This window comes from Winogradskyella sp. (assembly GCF_003712105.1).
Classification (GTDB): domain Bacteria; phylum Bacteroidota; class Bacteroidia; order Flavobacteriales; family Flavobacteriaceae; genus Winogradskyella.
Window position 1 is genome coordinate 338,918 of sequence record NZ_RHLG01000004.1, and the last position, 18,495, is coordinate 357,412.

General features: G+C 35.5%; 20 protein-coding genes and 1 pseudogene. 13 read left to right on the top strand and 8 right to left on the bottom strand.

Annotated elements, in window-relative coordinates; all coding sequences use genetic code 11:
* Positions 1-54 precede the first annotated feature (54 nt).
* On the top strand, positions 55-714 hold the full coding sequence (locus ED556_RS11260; RefSeq protein ID WP_296323692.1) for a hypothetical protein: 660 nt from the start codon (positions 55-57) through the stop codon (positions 712-714).
* A 107-nt stretch (positions 715-821) separates the two neighbouring features.
* Here the strand turns inward: ED556_RS11260 and ED556_RS11265 are convergent, their stop codons facing one another.
* Positions 822-1,241 carry a (4Fe-4S)-binding protein gene (locus ED556_RS11265; protein WP_296323695.1) on the bottom strand — a complete coding sequence of 140 codons (420 nt, stop codon included), beginning with the start codon at positions 1,239-1,241 and terminating at the stop codon, positions 822-824.
* A gap of 108 nt (positions 1,242-1,349) precedes the next feature.
* Here ED556_RS11265 and kynU point away from each other — a divergent pair, with 108 nt between their 5' ends.
* Genes kynU through ED556_RS11315 form a run of 10 tightly spaced genes read left to right on the top strand, consistent with a single transcriptional unit; the run spans position 1,350 to position 9,811 of the window.
* On the top strand, positions 1,350-2,615 hold the full coding sequence (gene kynU / locus ED556_RS11270; RefSeq protein WP_296323698.1) for a kynureninase: 1,266 nt from the start codon (positions 1,350-1,352) through the stop codon (positions 2,613-2,615).
* Positions 2,612-4,012 carry an NAD(P)/FAD-dependent oxidoreductase gene (locus ED556_RS11275; protein ID WP_296323701.1) on the top strand — a complete coding sequence of 467 codons (1,401 nt, stop codon included), beginning with the start codon at positions 2,612-2,614 and terminating at the stop codon, positions 4,010-4,012. The genes kynU and ED556_RS11275 overlap by 4 nt, the downstream gene beginning before the upstream one ends.
* Positions 4,013-4,017: 5 nt before the next feature.
* The gene (locus tag ED556_RS11280) at positions 4,018-4,419 is read left to right on the top strand and encodes a RidA family protein (protein WP_296323704.1); all 402 of its coding nucleotides are present in this window, start codon (positions 4,018-4,020) and stop codon (positions 4,417-4,419) included.
* A 35-nt stretch (positions 4,420-4,454) separates the two neighbouring features.
* Entirely contained in the window at positions 4,455-5,894 is a 1,440-nt protein-coding gene (locus ED556_RS11285) for an aldehyde dehydrogenase (RefSeq protein WP_296323706.1), read from the top strand.
* Between the two features lie 58 nt (positions 5,895-5,952).
* Positions 5,953-6,477 (top strand): hypothetical protein, encoded by a 525-nt coding sequence (locus tag ED556_RS11290; protein ID WP_296323709.1) that lies wholly within the window; start codon positions 5,953-5,955, stop codon positions 6,475-6,477.
* On the top strand, positions 6,478-7,260 hold the full coding sequence (locus tag ED556_RS11295) for an SDR family oxidoreductase (protein WP_296323712.1): 783 nt from the start codon (positions 6,478-6,480) through the stop codon (positions 7,258-7,260).
* Positions 7,261-7,288: 28 nt separating this feature from the next.
* Positions 7,289-7,780 (top strand): 3-hydroxyanthranilate 3,4-dioxygenase, encoded by a 492-nt coding sequence (locus ED556_RS11300; RefSeq protein WP_296323715.1) that lies wholly within the window; start codon positions 7,289-7,291, stop codon positions 7,778-7,780.
* 32 nt (positions 7,781-7,812) lie between these two features.
* Entirely contained in the window at positions 7,813-8,898 is a 1,086-nt protein-coding gene (locus ED556_RS11305) for an amidohydrolase family protein (RefSeq protein ID WP_296323718.1), read from the top strand.
* A 43-nt stretch (positions 8,899-8,941) separates the two neighbouring features.
* Positions 8,942-9,157: a hypothetical protein gene (locus ED556_RS11310; protein WP_296323721.1), complete on the top strand. Its 216-nt coding sequence runs from the start codon at positions 8,942-8,944 to the stop codon at positions 9,155-9,157.
* A gap of 12 nt (positions 9,158-9,169) precedes the next feature.
* Entirely contained in the window at positions 9,170-9,811 is a 642-nt protein-coding gene (locus tag ED556_RS11315; RefSeq protein WP_296323724.1) for an O-methyltransferase, read from the top strand.
* An 11-nt stretch (positions 9,812-9,822) separates the two neighbouring features.
* Here the strand turns inward: ED556_RS11315 and ED556_RS11320 are convergent, their stop codons facing one another.
* The 6 genes from ED556_RS11320 to ED556_RS11345 form a co-directional block, all read right to left on the bottom strand.
* Positions 9,823-10,113 (bottom strand): twin-arginine translocase TatA/TatE family subunit, encoded by a 291-nt coding sequence (locus ED556_RS11320; protein ID WP_296323727.1) that lies wholly within the window; start codon positions 10,111-10,113, stop codon positions 9,823-9,825.
* An 81-nt stretch (positions 10,114-10,194) separates the two neighbouring features.
* The gene (locus ED556_RS11325) at positions 10,195-12,495 is read right to left on the bottom strand and encodes a M1 family metallopeptidase (RefSeq protein ID WP_296323729.1); all 2,301 of its coding nucleotides are present in this window, start codon (positions 12,493-12,495) and stop codon (positions 10,195-10,197) included.
* 66 nt (positions 12,496-12,561) lie between these two features.
* A complete protein-coding gene (locus ED556_RS11330) occupies positions 12,562-13,074 on the bottom strand; it encodes a DUF6702 family protein (protein WP_296323731.1) in 513 nt (170 codons plus the stop codon).
* A 43-nt stretch (positions 13,075-13,117) separates the two neighbouring features.
* Positions 13,118-13,906, bottom strand: a complete 789-nt coding sequence (locus ED556_RS11335) for a carboxypeptidase-like regulatory domain-containing protein (RefSeq protein WP_296323733.1) — start codon at positions 13,904-13,906, stop codon at positions 13,118-13,120.
* A complete protein-coding gene (locus tag ED556_RS11340; protein ID WP_296323736.1) occupies positions 13,899-14,666 on the bottom strand; it encodes a carboxypeptidase-like regulatory domain-containing protein in 768 nt (255 codons plus the stop codon). Before ED556_RS11340 ends, ED556_RS11335 begins: the two co-directional genes overlap by 8 nt.
* Positions 14,663-15,448 (bottom strand): carboxypeptidase-like regulatory domain-containing protein, encoded by a 786-nt coding sequence (locus ED556_RS11345; RefSeq protein ID WP_296323739.1) that lies wholly within the window; start codon positions 15,446-15,448, stop codon positions 14,663-14,665. Before ED556_RS11345 ends, ED556_RS11340 begins: the two co-directional genes overlap by 4 nt.
* A gap of 179 nt (positions 15,449-15,627) precedes the next feature.
* On the opposite strand from ED556_RS11345, the gene pepE reads away from it, so the two are divergent.
* Positions 15,628-16,335, top strand: a complete 708-nt coding sequence (pepE, locus tag ED556_RS11350; protein WP_296323743.1) for a dipeptidase PepE — start codon at positions 15,628-15,630, stop codon at positions 16,333-16,335.
* Here the strand turns inward: pepE and ED556_RS11355 are convergent, their stop codons facing one another.
* On the bottom strand, positions 16,336-16,758 hold the full coding sequence (locus tag ED556_RS11355; RefSeq protein WP_296323746.1) for a GNAT family N-acetyltransferase: 423 nt from the start codon (positions 16,756-16,758) through the stop codon (positions 16,336-16,338).
* A 194-nt stretch (positions 16,759-16,952) separates the two neighbouring features.
* Between ED556_RS11355 and ED556_RS11360 the strand changes: the two are divergent.
* A pseudogene (locus ED556_RS11360) lies at positions 16,953-18,495 on the top strand (hypothetical protein); the annotation flags it as partial.

Here is an 18,495-nt window from a genome sequence, read left to right on the forward strand (position 1 = left end):
TTCTTAATTTTACGCAACTTAATGCCACTCAAAATTAAATTATCATTTTTAAATATGAAGTCTTTATCGCCTTTTCTCTTACTTTTATTTCTTATTGTAAGTTGCAAATCTGACAAAAAAGAAACTACCAAACCACTTTCTACTGCAGAAAAAATAGCCCAAGCTCACGGTTTTGAAAATTGGGAAAATATAGAACATGTAGAATTCAGCTTTAGAGTTGACAGAGATACCATTAAAGGAAATGCGCGCTCTTGGACATGGCTAACCAAAAAAGACAGTGTTGTTATGCAAGCTGGTGACCAAATTGTAAAGTACAGCTTAGCTGATAAGAGTAACATACCTACTAATATTGATAGGGCTTTTATAAATGATAAGTATTGGCTTTTGGTACCTTTTCAATTAATTTGGGATAGCTCAGCAACAATTTCAGAAGCAAAAGTAGCAGAAGCTCCTATAAGTAAAACCCAAATGGATATGATTACTATTACCTATCCAAGCGAAGGTGGTTACACACCAGGCGATGCTTATGATATTTATTTTGATAAGGGTTATATGATTAGAGAATGGACCTTTAGAAAAGGGAATTCTGAAGACCCTACATTATCTACAACATTCGAAAACTATAACGATTTTAATGGCATCAAAATAGCCGAAGACCATAAGCAAGAAGATGGCAGCTGGAATTTAGTCCTTGATGATATAAAAGTTAATTAATATATGTAAGGTTAGCGTTTATGTTTCGACATAAGATGTATATCTTACATTCCCGCCATTAGGCGTCCATATATATTCTCCTGCGCTTTGTTTACAAGGCGCTTTTTTTATCCTTTAAATTCTAGTTTTACGTGAGCGCCATCACAATAAGGTTTGTTTTGAGAAGCACCACATCTACAAAACGCAGTGGTTCTGTTTTTGGTTTCTTGAGAGCCATCTTTATGGGTGACATTCAGAGTGCCATAAACTAATAACGGCCCATTTTCTAAAACCTCGACTTGGGTTTCGAGTTTTACGGCTTCATTATTGTCTTGAGCATTCATATAATAACTCAAAGCTCCGGAAGGGCATTTTTTTATAGTCTCAATAAGTTCGTCTGTCGATGCAGCATCAACAGAAATCCAAGGACGTTCTTTGGGTTTAAAAACATGAGGTAAGCCTTTAACGCACATTGCAGAATGTATGCATTTTTCAGCTTCCCAAACCACAGTAACATCACCATTAGTGTATTCTTTAATTTTAGCCATAGCATTCGAATTTGTTTTAAAGTTAGTAATAATTAAGATGAAACAAAAGCACTTTAAACAGTCATTATTAATTCTTATTTTTGTTAGACACCAAAACTCAATCACACGTTGCCCAGCTATAAATTAGGTTTAGATTTTGCTAAAGAACTGGACCGAAATGATCAATTATCTCAGTTTAGAAACGAGTTTCATATTCCAAAAGATGAAAATGGAAATGAGCTTATTTATATGACTGGCAATTCCTTAGGTTTACAACCAAAAATCACCAAAGATTATATTCAACAAGAACTTGAAGATTGGGCAAACTTAGGAGTTGAAGGCCATACAGAAGGTAAAAACCCATGGTTACATTATCATGAATTCTTAACCGAAACTATGGCAAGTATTGTTGGTGCAAAACCACTTGAAGTTGTTGTAATGAATTCACTTACTGCAAACCTTCATTTTATGATGGTCAGCTTCTACAAACCTACCAAAGAACGCTATAAGATATTAATCGAAGCAGACGCTTTTCCGTCTGATAAATATGCTGTGGAGTCTCAACTAAGACACCATGGTTATGATGATAAAGAAGGTTTAATCCTTTGGAAAGCTCGTGAAGGTGAAGAACTTGCTAACTACGATGATTTAGAATCGATTTTAGCTCAACATGGTGAGGAAATTGCATTAATAATGATTGGTGGTGTTAACTACTACACCGGACAATTTTTTGATTTAAAACGCATAACAGAACTAGGACATTCTTACGGCTGTACTGTTGGATTTGATTGCGCTCATGGCGCTGGGAATGTGCAGTTAAATCTTCATAATTCTGGTGCCGATTTTGCGGTTTGGTGCACGTATAAATATCTTAATTCTGGACCAGGAAGCTTATCAGGTGCATTTGTACATGAACGTCACGCAAACAGAAAAGACCTCAACCGATTTACAGGTTGGTGGAGTCATAATAAAGAAACCCGTTTTATTATGCGTGATGAGTTTGACCAACTTCCAGGTGCTGAAGGATGGCAATTGAGTAATCCGCCTATTTTATCAATGGCTGCAATTAGAGCATCTCTCGATGTGTTTAAAAAAGCAGGTTTTGATAAGTTATGTTTAAAGTCTAAAGACTTAACTGGCTACTTTGAGTTTTTAATTAATGAGTTAAATAATTCTGATATTAAAATTATAACACCAGCAAACCCTGACGAACGTGGCTGTCAGCTTTCTATTCAAGTAAAAAATGCCGATAAAACATTGCATGATAAACTTACAAAAGCCGGCATTGTAACCGATTGGCGCGAACCAGATGTAATACGTTGCGCACCTGTACCACTGTATAATTCGTTCATTGATGTGTATGAATTTGTAGAAATATTGAAAATAGTACTATGAGCAATAACCAACAAAACATACTTATTATTGGTGCTGGGCTTTGTGGAAGCTTGTTAGCATTACGCCTCGGTCAGCGTGGTTATAATGTAACCGTATATGAGATGCGTCCAGACCTACGTCGTACTGATATCTCTGCAGGTCGCTCTATTAATTTAGCATTTTCTGACAGAGGCAATAAAGCCATGAAAATGGTAGACATAGAAGATAAGGTTAGAGATCTTTGTATTCCTATGAATGGACGTATGCTTCATGATAAAGACGGAAATACATTCCTATCTAACTACAGTGGTCGTGATTACGAATATATCAACTCGATTTCAAGACAAGAACTAAACGCTTTATTGCTAGATGAAGCAGAAAAACATAAAAATGTAGCTATCCATTTTAATAAAAGATGTGAGTCTGTAGATTTTGAAAATACCACTGCCCTATTTTCGGACTATCATACTAAAGACGAATTTATAGAAGATGCAGATTGTATTATTGCCACTGATGGTGCTGGTTCGGCTTTACGAAAGAGCTATTATTTAGAGAAAAAGTTTTTGTTCAGTTTTTCTCAAGAATGGTTGACCCACGGTTATAAAGAACTGAGCATACTTCCTACCGAAAATGGTGGTTATAAAACCTACAAAAATGCTTTACATATATGGCCTAGAGGCGATTTTATGATTATTGCATTACCCAACTTAGATGGCAGTTTTACGGTAACATTATTTTTGAGTTATGATGAAGGCGAGTATAATTTTAATAATCTTACTACTCCTGAAATTGTTACCGAATTCTTTCAAAAAGAATTTCCAGATGCCTTAGAGTTAATGCCAAACCTTACAGAAGAGTTTTTCGAGAATCCAACTGCGCCCTTAGGTACCGTAAAATGTTCGCCATGGCATTATAAAGGCAATACATTATTGATGGGTGATTCTGCACATGCCATAGTACCGTTTTATGGACAAGGCATGAATGCCTCTTTTGAAGATGTTGTTGTTTTTGATAGTGTATTAGACAAGTTTGAAGGTGATTGGGAAACGGTATATTCAGAATACGAGAAACAACGCAAGAAAGATACCGATGCTATAGCTGATTTAGCGATCGATAATTTTCATGAAATGAAAGACCATGTCGGTCAAGCTATTTTTCAAGAAAAACGTAAGATTGAAATGGCTTTAGAAAAAGAATTTCCTGAAGATTATTCTTCTAAATATAGTTTAGTAACTTTCAATGAAGATATTGGTTATAGAGAAGCTATGTTAAGAGGTCGAGCTCAGGACAAAGCCATATTAAATATGTTATCTGATGGTGTTATTTCAACCTCAGACGATATAAAAGATATTTTAGATAAAGTAAAAACAGAAACTGAAGCAATTCTTGAAGATGATAGAGTTGCTGGATTAGGCTAATAACTATGAGTAATAATGTAACACCCAGAGGTGCTTATCCACATACAAAACGTGTGGGCGACTTTATATTTGTATCAGGCACCAGTTCAAGACGCGCTGATAATACCATTGCAGGAGTAGATATTATAGACAACATGGGTACCAAGCGATTAAATATCGAAGTACAAACTCGTGAGGTTTTGCAAAATATCGACAGGAATTTGCAAAAAGTGGGAGCGTCTTTAAAAGATGTGGTTGATGTGACATCGTTTTTAGTTAATATGAATGATTTTGCTGGCTATAATAAAGCTTATGCTGAGTTTTTTGATAAAGAAACCGGACCAACCCGTACAACAGTTGCTGTACATCAATTACCACATCCGGATTTGGTTGTAGAAATTAAAGTTATGGCTTATAAGCCGTTGTAATTAAAATTAATGTTACGTCGAGCACAAATGGCTTAATGGATATAAAAAACTACATAAACGGCAACTTTCAAAACCCAATTTCTAACAATTGGATAGATAACTATAACCCATCTAATGGCGAAGTTTATGGTCAGATTCCAAACTCTAACAAAGAAGATATTGAGCAAGCTTACCAAAGTGCCAAATCAGCTTTTAAGCTTTGGAGTAACACTACTTTAGAAGAACGAAGCCGAATAATGCTGAAAATTTCAGAACTGATCGAAGCTAATCTAGATAAACTTGCCGAAGCAGAAAGCAAAGACAATGGCAAACCACTTTGGTTAGCAAAAGCTGTTGATATACCAAGAGCATCGAGTAATTTTAGATTCTTTGCGAATGCCATTACTCAATTTGCTAGTGAAAGTCACGAGAGTATCGGTCAAAATGCTATTAATTACACCTTACGTCAACCTATTGGAGTTGTAGGTTGTATTAGCCCATGGAATTTACCGTTATACCTATTTACATGGAAAATTGCTCCAGCAATTGCTGCCGGTAATTGTGTTGTTGCTAAACCAAGTGAAGTGACGCCTATGACAGCTTATTTACTCGGTGACATATGCAATGAAGCCGGTTTACCTAAAGGTGTTTTGAATATTGTACATGGTTTAGGAACTTCAACCGGTCAGGCAATTATTGAGCATCCTAATATTAAAGCTATTAGTTTTACAGGAGGTACAACCACAGGAGCACATATTGCTAAGATTGCTGCTCCAATGTTTAAGAAATTGTCTTTAGAACTTGGTGGCAAAAACCCTAATATCATTTTTGCTGATTGTGATTACGAAGATATGATGGCAACTACTGTGCGTTCGTCCTTTGCAAATCAAGGGCAAATATGTCTTTGTGGAAGTCGCATTTTTGTTGAGGCCTCTATTTATGAGCAATTCAAAACTGACTTTGTCAATAAGGTTAAAGCCTTAAAGGTTGGACATCCTTCAGAATCGGATACAAAAGTTGGTGCTTTGGTTTCAAAAGCCCATCTAGACAAAGTGATGAGTTATGTGGAAATTGCTAAAGAAGACGGCGGAATTGTACTTTGCGGTGGAAATAGTGTGACTATCGAAGGTTATGAAAACGGTTACTATATGCAACCAACAGTTATTGAAGTACCAACAGACGAATGTCGCGTAAATCAAGAAGAAATATTTGGACCAGTAGTTACTATAATGCCTTTTAATACTGAGAAGGAAGTTCTTAATATGGCTAACAAAGTAGTGTATGGATTATCTGCAACACTTTGGACTAATGATCTGAAACGTACAATGCGAATTAGCAACCAATTACAAGCAGGAATTGTATGGGTAAATACTTGGTTAATGCGAGATTTACGTACACCTTTTGGTGGTGTTAAAAACTCTGGAGTAGGTCGTGAAGGTGGATTTGAAGCATTACGATTCTTTACCGAACCCAAAAATGTGTGTATTAAATATTAAAACTTATTTGTCTTCTTGAATTTATTTAGTCATCTTGTTAGTCTAAAACCTAGAAATTATGAAAACTAGAATTTTATTTTTGATTGTATTATTTATGTCTATTACCCTTTCTGCACAAGAAATGAAGACATTCACAAAGAACAACTATACCATAGATTATCCAGCTACTTGGGCATCTAGCGAACAAAAAGTTCAACCTTCAGTTCAGTTTATTATTCTGTCTGATGAGTCTACTCAAGCTAAAGATAAGTTTAGAGAAAACTTAAACTTGTCTAAAGAGTCACTTCGAGGACAAAAAATAAGCACTTCAGAATATGCTAAAATATCCCTTGACCAAGTTAAAGCTCAAATCCCTAATGCCAATATTATTTCTAATGAGCCTGTTACAATTAATGGTATAGAAGGTGAACAAATTATATGGTCTGCAGATTTTGGGAATAGTATGGTTTTAAAATTCAATCAATTTATTTTTACGCGAGGTGATTCCGGTTATGCATTAACGTTTTCAAGTACAGTTTCAGAATATGATGATTATGTTAAAGCTGCTGACGCCATGATGAAGAGCTTTAAATTTGTGAATTAAATGGACTTAGGTCTAAATAATAAATATGCACTGGTTTGCGGTAGTACGGCAGGTATAGGAAAAGCAACAGCGATAGCTCTTGCAGAAGAAGGTGTAAATGTAGTGTTAATTGCTAGAAATGAAGACAAGTTAAAAGCTACATTGGCTGAATTACCTCAACACAGAAATCACAATTACATCGTCGCTGACTTTTCCGACCCAACTGAATTAAAAGAAAAATTAGATAATTACATATCGTCGAACCACGGCTTTCATATTCTAATAAACAACACTGGTGGTCCTCCTGGTGGACCCATTTTTTCTGCTGAAGTTGAAGAGTTTCAAACTGCTTTTACACAGCATCTCAAATGTAATCACGTATTGGTACAAGCTTTAGCTCCTTTTATGAAAAGTGAAGCTTACGGAAGAGTAATTAATGTAATTTCTACTTCGGTAAAACAACCATTGGACGGCTTAGGAGTTAGTAATACTATTCGCGGAGCTGTAGCCAATTGGAGTAAGACTCTGGCTAACGAACTAGGTCAATTTGGTATTACAGTAAACAATGTATTACCTGGCGCAACTGCAACTGAGCGTTTAACCCAAATTATAAAAAACAAATCGGCTAAAACAGGTAAATCTGAGGAAGAATCATCTAATGCAATGAAAAATGCAGTTCCTGCAAAACGCTTTGCTAAGCCTGAAGAAACTGCTGATGCGATTACATTTTTAGCAAGTGCCAGAGCCTCATATATAAACGGCATTAACTTACCTGTTGATGGTGGGCGCACAAAAAGTTTGTAACTTTAAGAATAATTAAAATACCATAGTCATGAGTAAAGTATATCCACCTGTTAACTTCAAAGCTTGGATTGAAGAACATCGACACTTATTAAAACCGCCTGTTGGTAACAAGGTTGTATGGAAAGACACTGATTTTATTGTTATGGTTGTTGGTGGTCCTAACAGCCGTACTGATTACCATTATAACGAAACCCCAGAATTCTTTCATCAAATTGAAGGTGATATCGTCTTAAAAATTATGGAAGATGGTGAACCTAGAGACATTCACATTAGAGAAGGTGAAATTTTTGTATTGCCACCAGGTATACCACATTCACCTAGAAGAGGCCCAAATACTGTAGGATTAGTTATAGAATACCCAAGACCTAAAGGTGTAAAAGATAAATTGCAATGGTATTCTGAAGAGAACGGAAGTTTATTATATGAAGAAGAATTTACCTTAGATAATATTGAAACTGATATGCCAGCAATTTTTGACCGATATAACAAAAAAATTAAAAAAGAAGATTCTAGCAATTAAGACAAATTACAAAACCTCCTAAAAGGGATTTAATGACAAAACGTAAACTTCGTATAAACGGCCACTCACACTTACTTCCCTACCCTGAAGAAATCCCTCAGTTCATGAAGGATAAAGGCATTTTTTGGGTAGATAAGGATAGAAAGTTTATGCTTCAAAAAGACTGGAGACGTCCGGTTACGGACTCTAGCTTTTTTTTAGATGAAAAATTGGCTTGGATGGAGCATTTTAAAATAGACCACGCTGTCGTTTTAAACCTATCTCAGCTATATGGTAACGGATTACGTCTGGAAGAAATGAAGCAGGCGCTTCGTTTTCAAAATGATTTTAATGCCCGTATACAGCATGATAACCCAAGTAAATTTACCTGTGGTTTTGTAGTACATCCTGGGTTTGTAAGAGGTGCGTGTTGGGAAATTGAGCGTTGTGTTGAAGAGCTCGATATGCGACTCCTTTGTCTTCCTACACATTACATGGATACTATAGGTACGTGGCGCTGTATTTTTGATGAAGAAAATGAGCCTATTTTTGAGCTTGCAGACAAATACAATTTGGCGGTTGAGGTTCATCCGTACGATGGTGAAAAATTTATTAAGTTAGAAAACACCTCATGGCGTTTTCATTTAATCTGGATGTTGGCTCAATGTGCTGATGCCTATCACTTTTTAACTCTAAATGGGTACTACGAAAAATATCCAAATATGCGTATTTGCTTTGCTCATGGAGGTCAATTGGCTCAAATAAACTTAGGACGACGTATACAAGGTTTTGATGGAAGACCTGACCTTTTTGAAGGCATGGAGCATCCTCGTAAAGCTGTTGGACATAAAAATATTTTCTTCGATACGCTAGTCCATGATACAGGTTCTTTAGAGTTACTTATTAAAAACCAAACCTCTAAGCAAGTTTTAATGGGCTTGGATGATCCGTATCCACTTGGTGAAATGGAAAGTGATGCGCAATCGTCTTATCCTGGAAAAATTTTAGATTTGGCTGTAGATCGACATATTATTTCGGAACATGAATGCAATGCCATTTGGGATGATAATGTAGTACAGTGGCTTTGCGGAGATAACCAAAAAGCAAAAGACAAATTATATCATCGGATTTTATCCTAAAAAAGAATTTCTATATTTAAACACTAATCAACTTTATTAAATTATGAGAAAAATTGGCACTTACGCAGCGCTTATCGGTTTAGCATTAATTATCTTACCTTATTTCGGTTTAACACTTAAGTTATTTGGTATGATCGACGAACTTGGTGAAACACCAGCTTGGGCTATTAAAATTGGACTAATCGTAATCGGTGTGGTCTTATTTATACTTGGTAAACCATCTGAAGAAGAAGTGCCTAATACTGCTGAAAAAGAATAAACTTAGCCAATAATGTACTTTCTACCCAAAGCTATCGATGATTATGTTGTAGCCCATTCTGAAGAAGAGCCAAAATTATTACAACAACTCACAAGAGAAACTTACCAAAAAGTACTACAACCTATTATGCTCAGCGGACCATATCAGGGTCGTGTGCTTAGCATGATTTCTAAACTTTGTAAGCCAAAAACTATCCTTGAATTAGGTACGTTTACTGGTTATGCTACATTATGTCTTGCTGAAGGCTTGGACAAAGATGGAACTATACATACCATTGATATCAATGAAGAGCTAGAGGATTTTTCACGAAAATACTTTGATAAGTCTAATTACGGAAGTCAAATTATTCAGCATGTAGGTAATGCTTTAGATATTATTCCCAAGCTTGATTTAAATTTTGATTTAGTTTTTATAGATGCTGATAAACCTAACTATAGTAATTACTTCCGTTTAATAATAGAAAAACTAAATACAGGCGGAATCATACTGTCGGATAATGTACTTTGGCACGGAAAAGTTGTTGAACCTCTTAAAGAAAAAGATATCTCTACTAAAGCTGTGCTAGATTTTAATACACTTCTGGCAAATGACCCAAGAATAGAAACGGTGGTATTACCAATAAGAGATGGCCTAACAATAAGTAGAAAAAAGTAAACTTAAATTAATTATGGTTTGCGCTTTACAGAACCTGCAAAGTCCTCAACCTCATCACGAACTTTATTAAGTTCTTCATTAATGTCCTTTGTGAGGTCAGTGTCAATATCTGTATGATCTTTCACACTTTTAGTAACTTCATGTTTAATGTCGTTTGTAGCGTCTTTAAGTACTCGCATACCTTTACCTAATCCACGAGCTATTTCAGGAATTTTATCTGCACCAAAAACCATAACTACTACAACTAGTATGAAAAAGATTTCGGTACCGCCGATAAATAATACTATGGGTTGACTTAACATAGTGCAAATATAAAGTGACTTTAATTAATAAAAAAAGCCGACTCGTTAAAGTCGGCTTAAATATGTAATAGACTTGTTTATTTAGTCTTTAATTTGATTTTTAAACTTATTAAAATCACTTTCCTTAACTTCTTTTGGCCAAGTGTTGTTAGAAGTGTCAACATCAGCAGTCTCTAAATCCGGATCTACAGTTATAGACACGATTTCTTTCTGACTTGCAATAGCTCTAGATGCTTCATTATCATTAAGTCTCCATATCTGTGCAGGATAAGTTTCTCTTTCTTTAGAACCATCTGCATAAGTATACTCAACTATTAAAGGCATAACTAATCCGCCTGGCTTGTTAAACGTAACTTGATAGAAATATTTTGGAGATTTTATTTCTTTCTGTTGATCTGTTGTAAAATTATCCATTACAAACTCTTTTACTGTAGGTACATCTGCAAGTTGACCTGCGTCAAGAGCCTCTTGGTAACCTTCTTCATCTTCCCCAACAAAATAAACCAGACTATTAGGGTCGATTCCAAATTGCTTATAACGCTCAGCTAGTTTTTTTCCTTCTTCTGTTGGAGTTGTTGTTACAGCATATTTCTTTACTTCTTTTACACCTATGTCAGTATAATCGGTTGTGTAGAACCAACCTCTCCAGAACCAATCTAAATCAACTGCAGATGCATCTTCCATAGTACGGAAGAAATCTTCTGGTGTTGGGTGCTTAAATTTCCAGCGATTAGCATACTCTTTAAATGCATAATCAAATAAATCGCGACCCATAACGGTCTCTCTTAAAATATTTAATCCTGTTGCTGGTTTAGCGTAAGCATTACTACCAAATTGATACGTATTAAGACCTTTAGTCATAATTGGTGCGATAAAATCTTGATTTCCGCCCATGTATCTTACAATATTTTTAGCTGGTCCACGACGTGATGGGTATTTAGTTTGCCCTGGTGATAAAGCATCTGGGAACCACTCACCAAAATCTTGTTCAGCAACATATTGTACAAAAGTATTAAGACCTTCATCCATCCAAGTCCATTGACGCTCATCACTATTGATAATCATTGGGAACCAGTTGTGACCAACTTCATGTATAATTACACCCATCATACCAAACTTAACACGATCAGAATATGTTCCGTCTTTATTTGGACGTCCAAAGTTGTAGCAAATCATTGGATATTCCATACCCATTGGTGCATGAGCAGAAATTGCTTTGTGGTATGGATAATCGAACGTCATTCTAGAATAACTCTTAAGTGTACTTGCAACAACTTTTGTTGACCAATCTCCCCAAAGTGGATTACCTTCTTTAGAATACATTGATACAGCCATTACATCTTTAGTATCTAACTTAACAGCCATCATATCGTAGATAAACTTACGAGATGTTGCAAAACCAAAATCACGAACCATTTGCGCAGATAATTTCCATGTCTTCTTATCCTTACTTTTAGTCTTTTCTGTTTTTTCAGCTTCTTCTTGCGTAACTATTACTACTGGCTTATCATAAGATTTTTTAGCCTCTTTATAACGCTTCATCATCTCTTTAGAGAATACTTCTTCTCTATTTGTTAAGTAACCAGTACCATCTAAAACGTGATCAGCAGGTACTGTGATGTTTACATCAAAATTACCAAATGGTAATGCAAACTCATCTCTTCCCCAGAATTGAGAATTTTGCCATCCTTCTACATCATTGTACACAGCCATTCTTGGATAGAACTGAGCCATGACGTATATTCTATTGTCATTCTCTGGGAAATATTCATATCCAGAACGTCCACCATCTTTTACGTGATCATTGATATTGTACCACCATTTAATATTGAAGGTAAATTTGTCTCCAGTATTTAAAGCTTTAGGTAACTCCACACGCATCATTGTTCTGTTAATTGTATGTGGAAGTGCTTTTTTGTTTACATCAGAAACTTCTTGAATATTGAAACCACCATCAAAACGCTCTTTTAAATAAGTAGTCGCTGCTCTTGATGCTGTTGTAGCTGGTCCAATACCATTGCTTCTAATTAAAGGTGTTTTAGAATCACGGGCTCTCATATTTTGATCAAGCTGAACCCATAAATATGTCAACTCATCTGGAGAATTGTTAGTATAAGTAATCGTTTCGTAACCATAAAGTCTTGCCTTTTCATCATCAATTTCAATATCCATTTTATAGTCTGCTTGTTGCTGATAATATGCTGGTCCAGGTGCTCCTGAACCTGTTCTAAACATATTTGGCGTAGCAAATTCGTCATACAACTGCTTGAATTTATTAGTGTTCGTATGACCTTGAGGTTTTTCCTTTTCTTCTGTATCTTGGGCAAAAGCTCCTGCAGAAACAAATAAAAGTCCTAGTAAGATGTGTTTAAAAATCTTCATAATAAGGGTTTGGTGTTTTTAAAAATGATGCCTAATGTAGCAAAAAACAAAATGCAATTATAGCTTTTAATCAAAGTTTAACACAGCTTTATTATTCTCTGGAATGAGAATAAAACTCTTGTCTTTACCGTTAATTTTTGTACGAAGAATATTTTGCTGTTCCGGGTAGATGTCGAACAAGACTTCATTTTTAATTTCGATGGTTTTTATTGCGTCTATATTCTCAATTTCTAGATAGCAATAGACGATATCATCTTTATACTCTTTGCCAAGAAAATTAAACGTAACATCTGCTGTATTAACTTTAATATCGAGTTTAAATTTTAAATATTTACTCATGTAGGTTTCAATCATTTCTGATTCATTACCATTATTAAGTGTTATATTCTCATCATAACGTTCTCTCAATACTTTTTCAAAATCGTCTATAAATATTTGACTGATAATTTGAAGCGCTTTCTCCTGTTTTACATATTCAATCTTAGTAACACTCACATAATATTCATGAGCTTTTTTGGTCGAAATGAATAGAATAAAAAGCAGTGGTAATATTGAGAGTACTATTATGTATTTTTTCATATTTAATTTCATTATTTACCCTATGAGCAAATGACATGCCAATTTAATCTTCTTTTGAATTCAAATTCTCTTTATACGTTTTTAATTTTTCTTCCAAAAAAGGAATAATTTCTGTTGGGTCGTTCCTTTGACAAATAGTTTTAAAGTTTTCAGCATCCATACAAAAGTAGAAATAATCGTTTATTTGGCCGGTTGTAAACTCTTCATTCTCAAAAAGAGATTCCGAATACAATTCTTTAATTTCTACCAAACATTTAATTCTTTCATCCAAATCAACGCGTTGCTTTAAGCGCTTGGTGCGTCCGCTTATTCTATTTAATAATTTATGGAAGTTTACTCCCATACCATAATAAATGGGAGCGCCACCATCAGCATCAGCTAATTTTCGTTCATTAAGTGTTTTTGGTTTTCCTGTATAACCTGGAATGCCTAAATCGTAAAAATTTAGCTCTTTTTCTAAGTCTATATTGCCAATATCCGAGCCAATATTACCGGTTAAAATTTTACCAACTACAACTTCTTCTAGCTCGTTCACTCGCTCTATTAAATACATTTTTAATGATTGATCGTTCATGTTTTTTGAAGTTACTATGACCTCTAAAGTTTCATACTTTAAACTGGTTATTGTTAAAACATCTTTTTCCTTTGCTAATATTTCAAAATTCCCTTCGGCATTAGTAACAGTATATTTCGCTGAAGTTTTATTAAGAATATGTATACCTTCAACATCATCATTTGCAAACACAGAACCTTTTAAAAGTTTAAGCTGTGAATAAGCAGACAGACTTAAAAAGAAACCAATTACAGAAATTATATGTGTGGCTCTATTCATCCGATTTTAATCTTTGCTTAAATAGTTCAAGTTCGTCATACAAGAAATCAATTGGTTTAAGTACATTTTTTGAGTTACAAATTCTTTCCATGTCTTCACTATCCATAATGAAATCAAAAAATCTATTCTGTAAAACCTCTGAAAAATTTTCATTCTTAAAAATCACTTTTGAATATTCAGATTTAAGTTTTTTTGAGCATTTTATTTTCTTGTCAAGTTTTACGATCTCTTTCAACCGTTTTGTCTTGCCTGTAATTAAGTTTATAATTGCTATCAGTGGTATTCCAGAACCAGAAGTCGCTGTGGCAAGTTTTCTTTCGTTCAACGTTTTTGGTTTTCCTGTATAACCTGGAATGCCTAAATCGTAAAAATTTAGCTCTTTTTCTATGTCTATATTTCTAATATCCGAGCCTATATTACCGGTTAAAATTTTACCAACTACAACTTCTTCTAGCTCATTCACTCGCTCTACTAAATACAATTTTAAAAATTGGTTACTTATATTCTTTGAGGTTACTATCACCTCTAAAGTTTCATACTTTAAGCTGGTTATTGTTAAAACATCATGTTCCTTTGCTAATATTTCAAATTTCCCTTCGACATTAGTAACCGTGTATTTCGCTGAAGTTTTATTAAGAATATGGATACCTTCAACATCATCAGTTGCAAATACAGAACCTTTTAAAATTTTAAGCTGACTAAAACTGTAACTCGAATAGATTAAGGTAAAAAATAGAATAAGTAATGATTTGGTTTTCAATTTCTTGACAATAAAAATAGCTCGCTTTCTTTTTGCAGAAATTCAATAAGATAAATCTCATTTTTACGCTCCAATATTGATCTATCGTAGGTCTTAGATTCTATGTATTCAATAAAAGCTTCCGTAAGATTTGTTGGAATATCAAAATTTTCCTTTAAAAATTGTGCGCTATAACGTTCTTCGATTGGACTTAGTTTTTCCCTGAATTTATCAGCATCATTTTTTGCCTTCCCCTTTTTCTTAATAAACATACCAATAATAGCTAATGGATTAAATCCATATCTAAACCTATTTTCATCAAGCAAAGGATCATCAATTCTGGTTTTGTTATCGGCAGAAAATTTATAATCGTCAAAATCTTCTTCACCTTTATAAATTTCAGACATCTCTACATTGTATGTCCTTACAGCTTCAACATCTGTATTAAGGTTTCCTGATAGATCATATGGCAACACAATCACTTCATCTAGTTTATTTACCTCTTCAACTAATCGCACAGATACTTGTCTTGATTTAATAATACGTTTGTCTATGACTATGATAAAATCCTTAAACTGAAGCGCAGCAAATGCAATGATATCATTCTCAGCCACATCAATTCTAAATTTACCATTTTCATCAGTAGTTACACCTTTATTAGAGCTTTGATTAAAAACCGTTATGCCTTCTTTCTCATCAGTATCAACGGTTATTCTACCATTAATTTCAACACGTTGTACATCTTGAGCAACGATGGTAAAAGAAAGAAGTGAAAATACTATTAGTAGACAGTTGGTTTTCATTAGACTTTGAGCTTATGAATAGTAAATTTCGGAGTTGATTCCTTAAAAAGCTAATAAATGCCTTGTAAAGTTTTGTTAAATGACTATTAAGATACTAAAAATCTGAAAGCATCATTCAGCAGAATTATAATTAAAAAATCTAATTTTACATGAAAGAAAATTATTGAAAACCATTTATTTTGAAATCAGCCATAATAGCCAGTACATCTACAATTCATAATGGAAACTACTTAGAGTATTTATTTGAAACATTAGAGGCGCACTTTAAAAACACTAAAGAGCTTTTATTTATTCCTTATGCTAGACCTAGTGGCATAACTTATGATGAATACACAGCTATTGCAAAAAAAGCTTTTGAAAAATTAAAAATTAAAGTTATTGGCTTACATCAATTTGATAATCCCATTAATGCTATTAAAAATGCTGAAGGGATATTTACTGGTGGTGGAAATACTTTTGTATTAGTGAATAAACTTTATGAAAATAAACTCATTTTGCCACTGAAAACCGCAATAGAAAATGGAACTCCATATCTGGGTTCGAGTGCTGGAAGTAATATTTGTGGACTTACCATGCAAACCACTAATGATATGCCAATAGTTTATCCGCCGAGTTTTCAAACTCTTGGTGTAGTCCCTTTTAATATTAACCCACATTATCTTGACCCAATTGAAGGCAGCACACATATGGGTGAAACTCGGGAAATACGAATTAAAGAGTTTCATAAATTCAATTCACATCCTGTGATCGGTCTTAGAGAAGGCAGTTGGATTGAAGTAAACAACAATAATATATTTTTGAGAGGTGATTTAGATGCTAGATTGTTTGAACAGAATAAAGCACCCTACGAAATAGAAAAAAATACTGATTTAGGATTTATAAGATAACTATTTAAGTTTCTTAAGAAAGTGATAGCCTAGAATTTCGAAGCCTTGATTATAATAAAACTTATGAGATGGATAGTTGCTAACATAGGTATTTAACTCTATCGATTGGCAACCTTTAGAGATGGCATAATCATGTATCCATTGCATAAATTTTTTACCTAATCCAGAACCTCTATATTCTGGGAGAATATAAACATGATCCAATTCTACAGACTTACCAATATAATGTCTAGTACAAAACCATAGGCCAGTCACTCCAATAATATTATCAGATTCTAAAATAACAGCACATTCATAATTTTGATGTTTCATTTCATCAAATCGATTTCTAAGAGTTTCAAAATCGATAGTACCTTCATTTAATTCATAAACCAACGGTATTACTTGATGTAAATCATCTTTATCAATTATATTGAATCTCATTTGCTGCTTTGTTATGTTAAAAACCTAAAGTTATAAAACTCAAATCAAAAATTGGAGTTGTAATATTTTTCTTATCTTAGTGAGCAATAAAAGCTATTTAATTCAATAATAACCCCCTTAAACCCTTAATCCCTTACATGATTACATCTGTGACCCAATTAAAATAATTGTGTCATAATCACAAAACATTTTTTATGAAAAGGTATCTGCTAGCAATAATTCTTGTGAGTACCTGTGTTATATCCTATTCTCAAGTTAAGATAGGAAACAATCCTGGTACAATTGATCCAAGTTCAATTCTTGAACTTGAAAGCTCCGAAAAAGTATTCGTCGTAACTAGAGTTACTACAACTCAGATGAATGCAATTACACCCTTAAATGGTTCTATTGTTTATAACACGGACGAATCGTGTTTATTCCAATTTAATAATAACAGTTGGTCAAGTCTATGTATAGATGTTATGGCCAATGAAACCATCACAACATTAGTTGACAATAATGATGGTACATTTACTTATACGAATGAAAATGGAAACGCCACTACGTTTAATGTAGTTGATCTAGATTCTGATCCAACAAACGAGTTACAAACTCTTTCCTTAAATGGTACAAATTTAACATTATCAGATGGTGGCTCAGTTGATTTACCTATTTCTGTAGGCCCACAAGGACCGCAAGGCGATACTGGTCCACAAGGTGATGTTGGGCCTCAGGGGCCACAAGGCGATACCGGAGCCCAAGGGCCGCAAGGTGACACTGGCCCTCAAGGGCCTCAAGGTGATACAGGAGCACAAGGACCTCAAGGTGATGTTGGACCACAAGGACCTCAAGGTGATACAGGAGCACAAGGTACTCAAGGAGATGTTGGACCACAAGGACCGCAAGGTGATACTGGAGCTCAAGGGCCACAAGGCGATACCGGAGCACAAGGGCCACAAGGTGATACTGGCCCTCAAGGGCCGCAAGGTGATACTGGTCCACAAGGACCTCAAGGAGATGTTGGTCCTCAAGGGCCGCAAGGTGATACTGGTGCACAAGGTCCACAAGGTGATGTTGGGCCGCAAGGTCCACAAGGCGATACCGGAGCACAAGGACCTCAAGGAGATGTTGGTCCTCAAGGGCCGCAAGGTGATACCGGTGCACAAGGTCCACAAGGTGATGTTGGGCCACAAGGTCCACAAGGTGATGTTGGGCCGCAAGGGCCGCAAGGTGATACTGGCGCGCAAGGACCGCAAGGTGATACCGGGGCTCAAGGGCCACAAGGTGATACTGGCGCGCAAGGACCGCAAGGTGATACAGGAGCACAAGGACCTCAAGGTGATGTTGGACCACAAGGACCTCAAGGAGATGTTGGACCACAAGGACCTCAAGGAGATGTTGGTCCTCAAGGGCCGCAAGGCGATACCGGAGCTCAAGGGCCACAAGGCGATACCGGAGCACAAGGGCCACAAGGTGATACTGGCCCTCAAGGGCCGCAAGGCGATACCGGAGCTCAAGGACCTCAAGGAGATGTTGGGCCTCAAGGGCCGCAAGGACCGCAAGGTGATACAGGAGCTCAAGGTCCTCAAGGTGATACAGGAGCACAAGGGCCTCAAGGCGATGTTGGGCCGCAAGGACCTCAAGGCGATGTTGGGCCACAAGGGCCACGAGGTGAGACTGGGCTGCAAGGACCGCAAGGTGATACAGGAGCACAAGGTCCTCAAGGTGATACTGGCCCTCAAGGGCCGCAAGGTGATA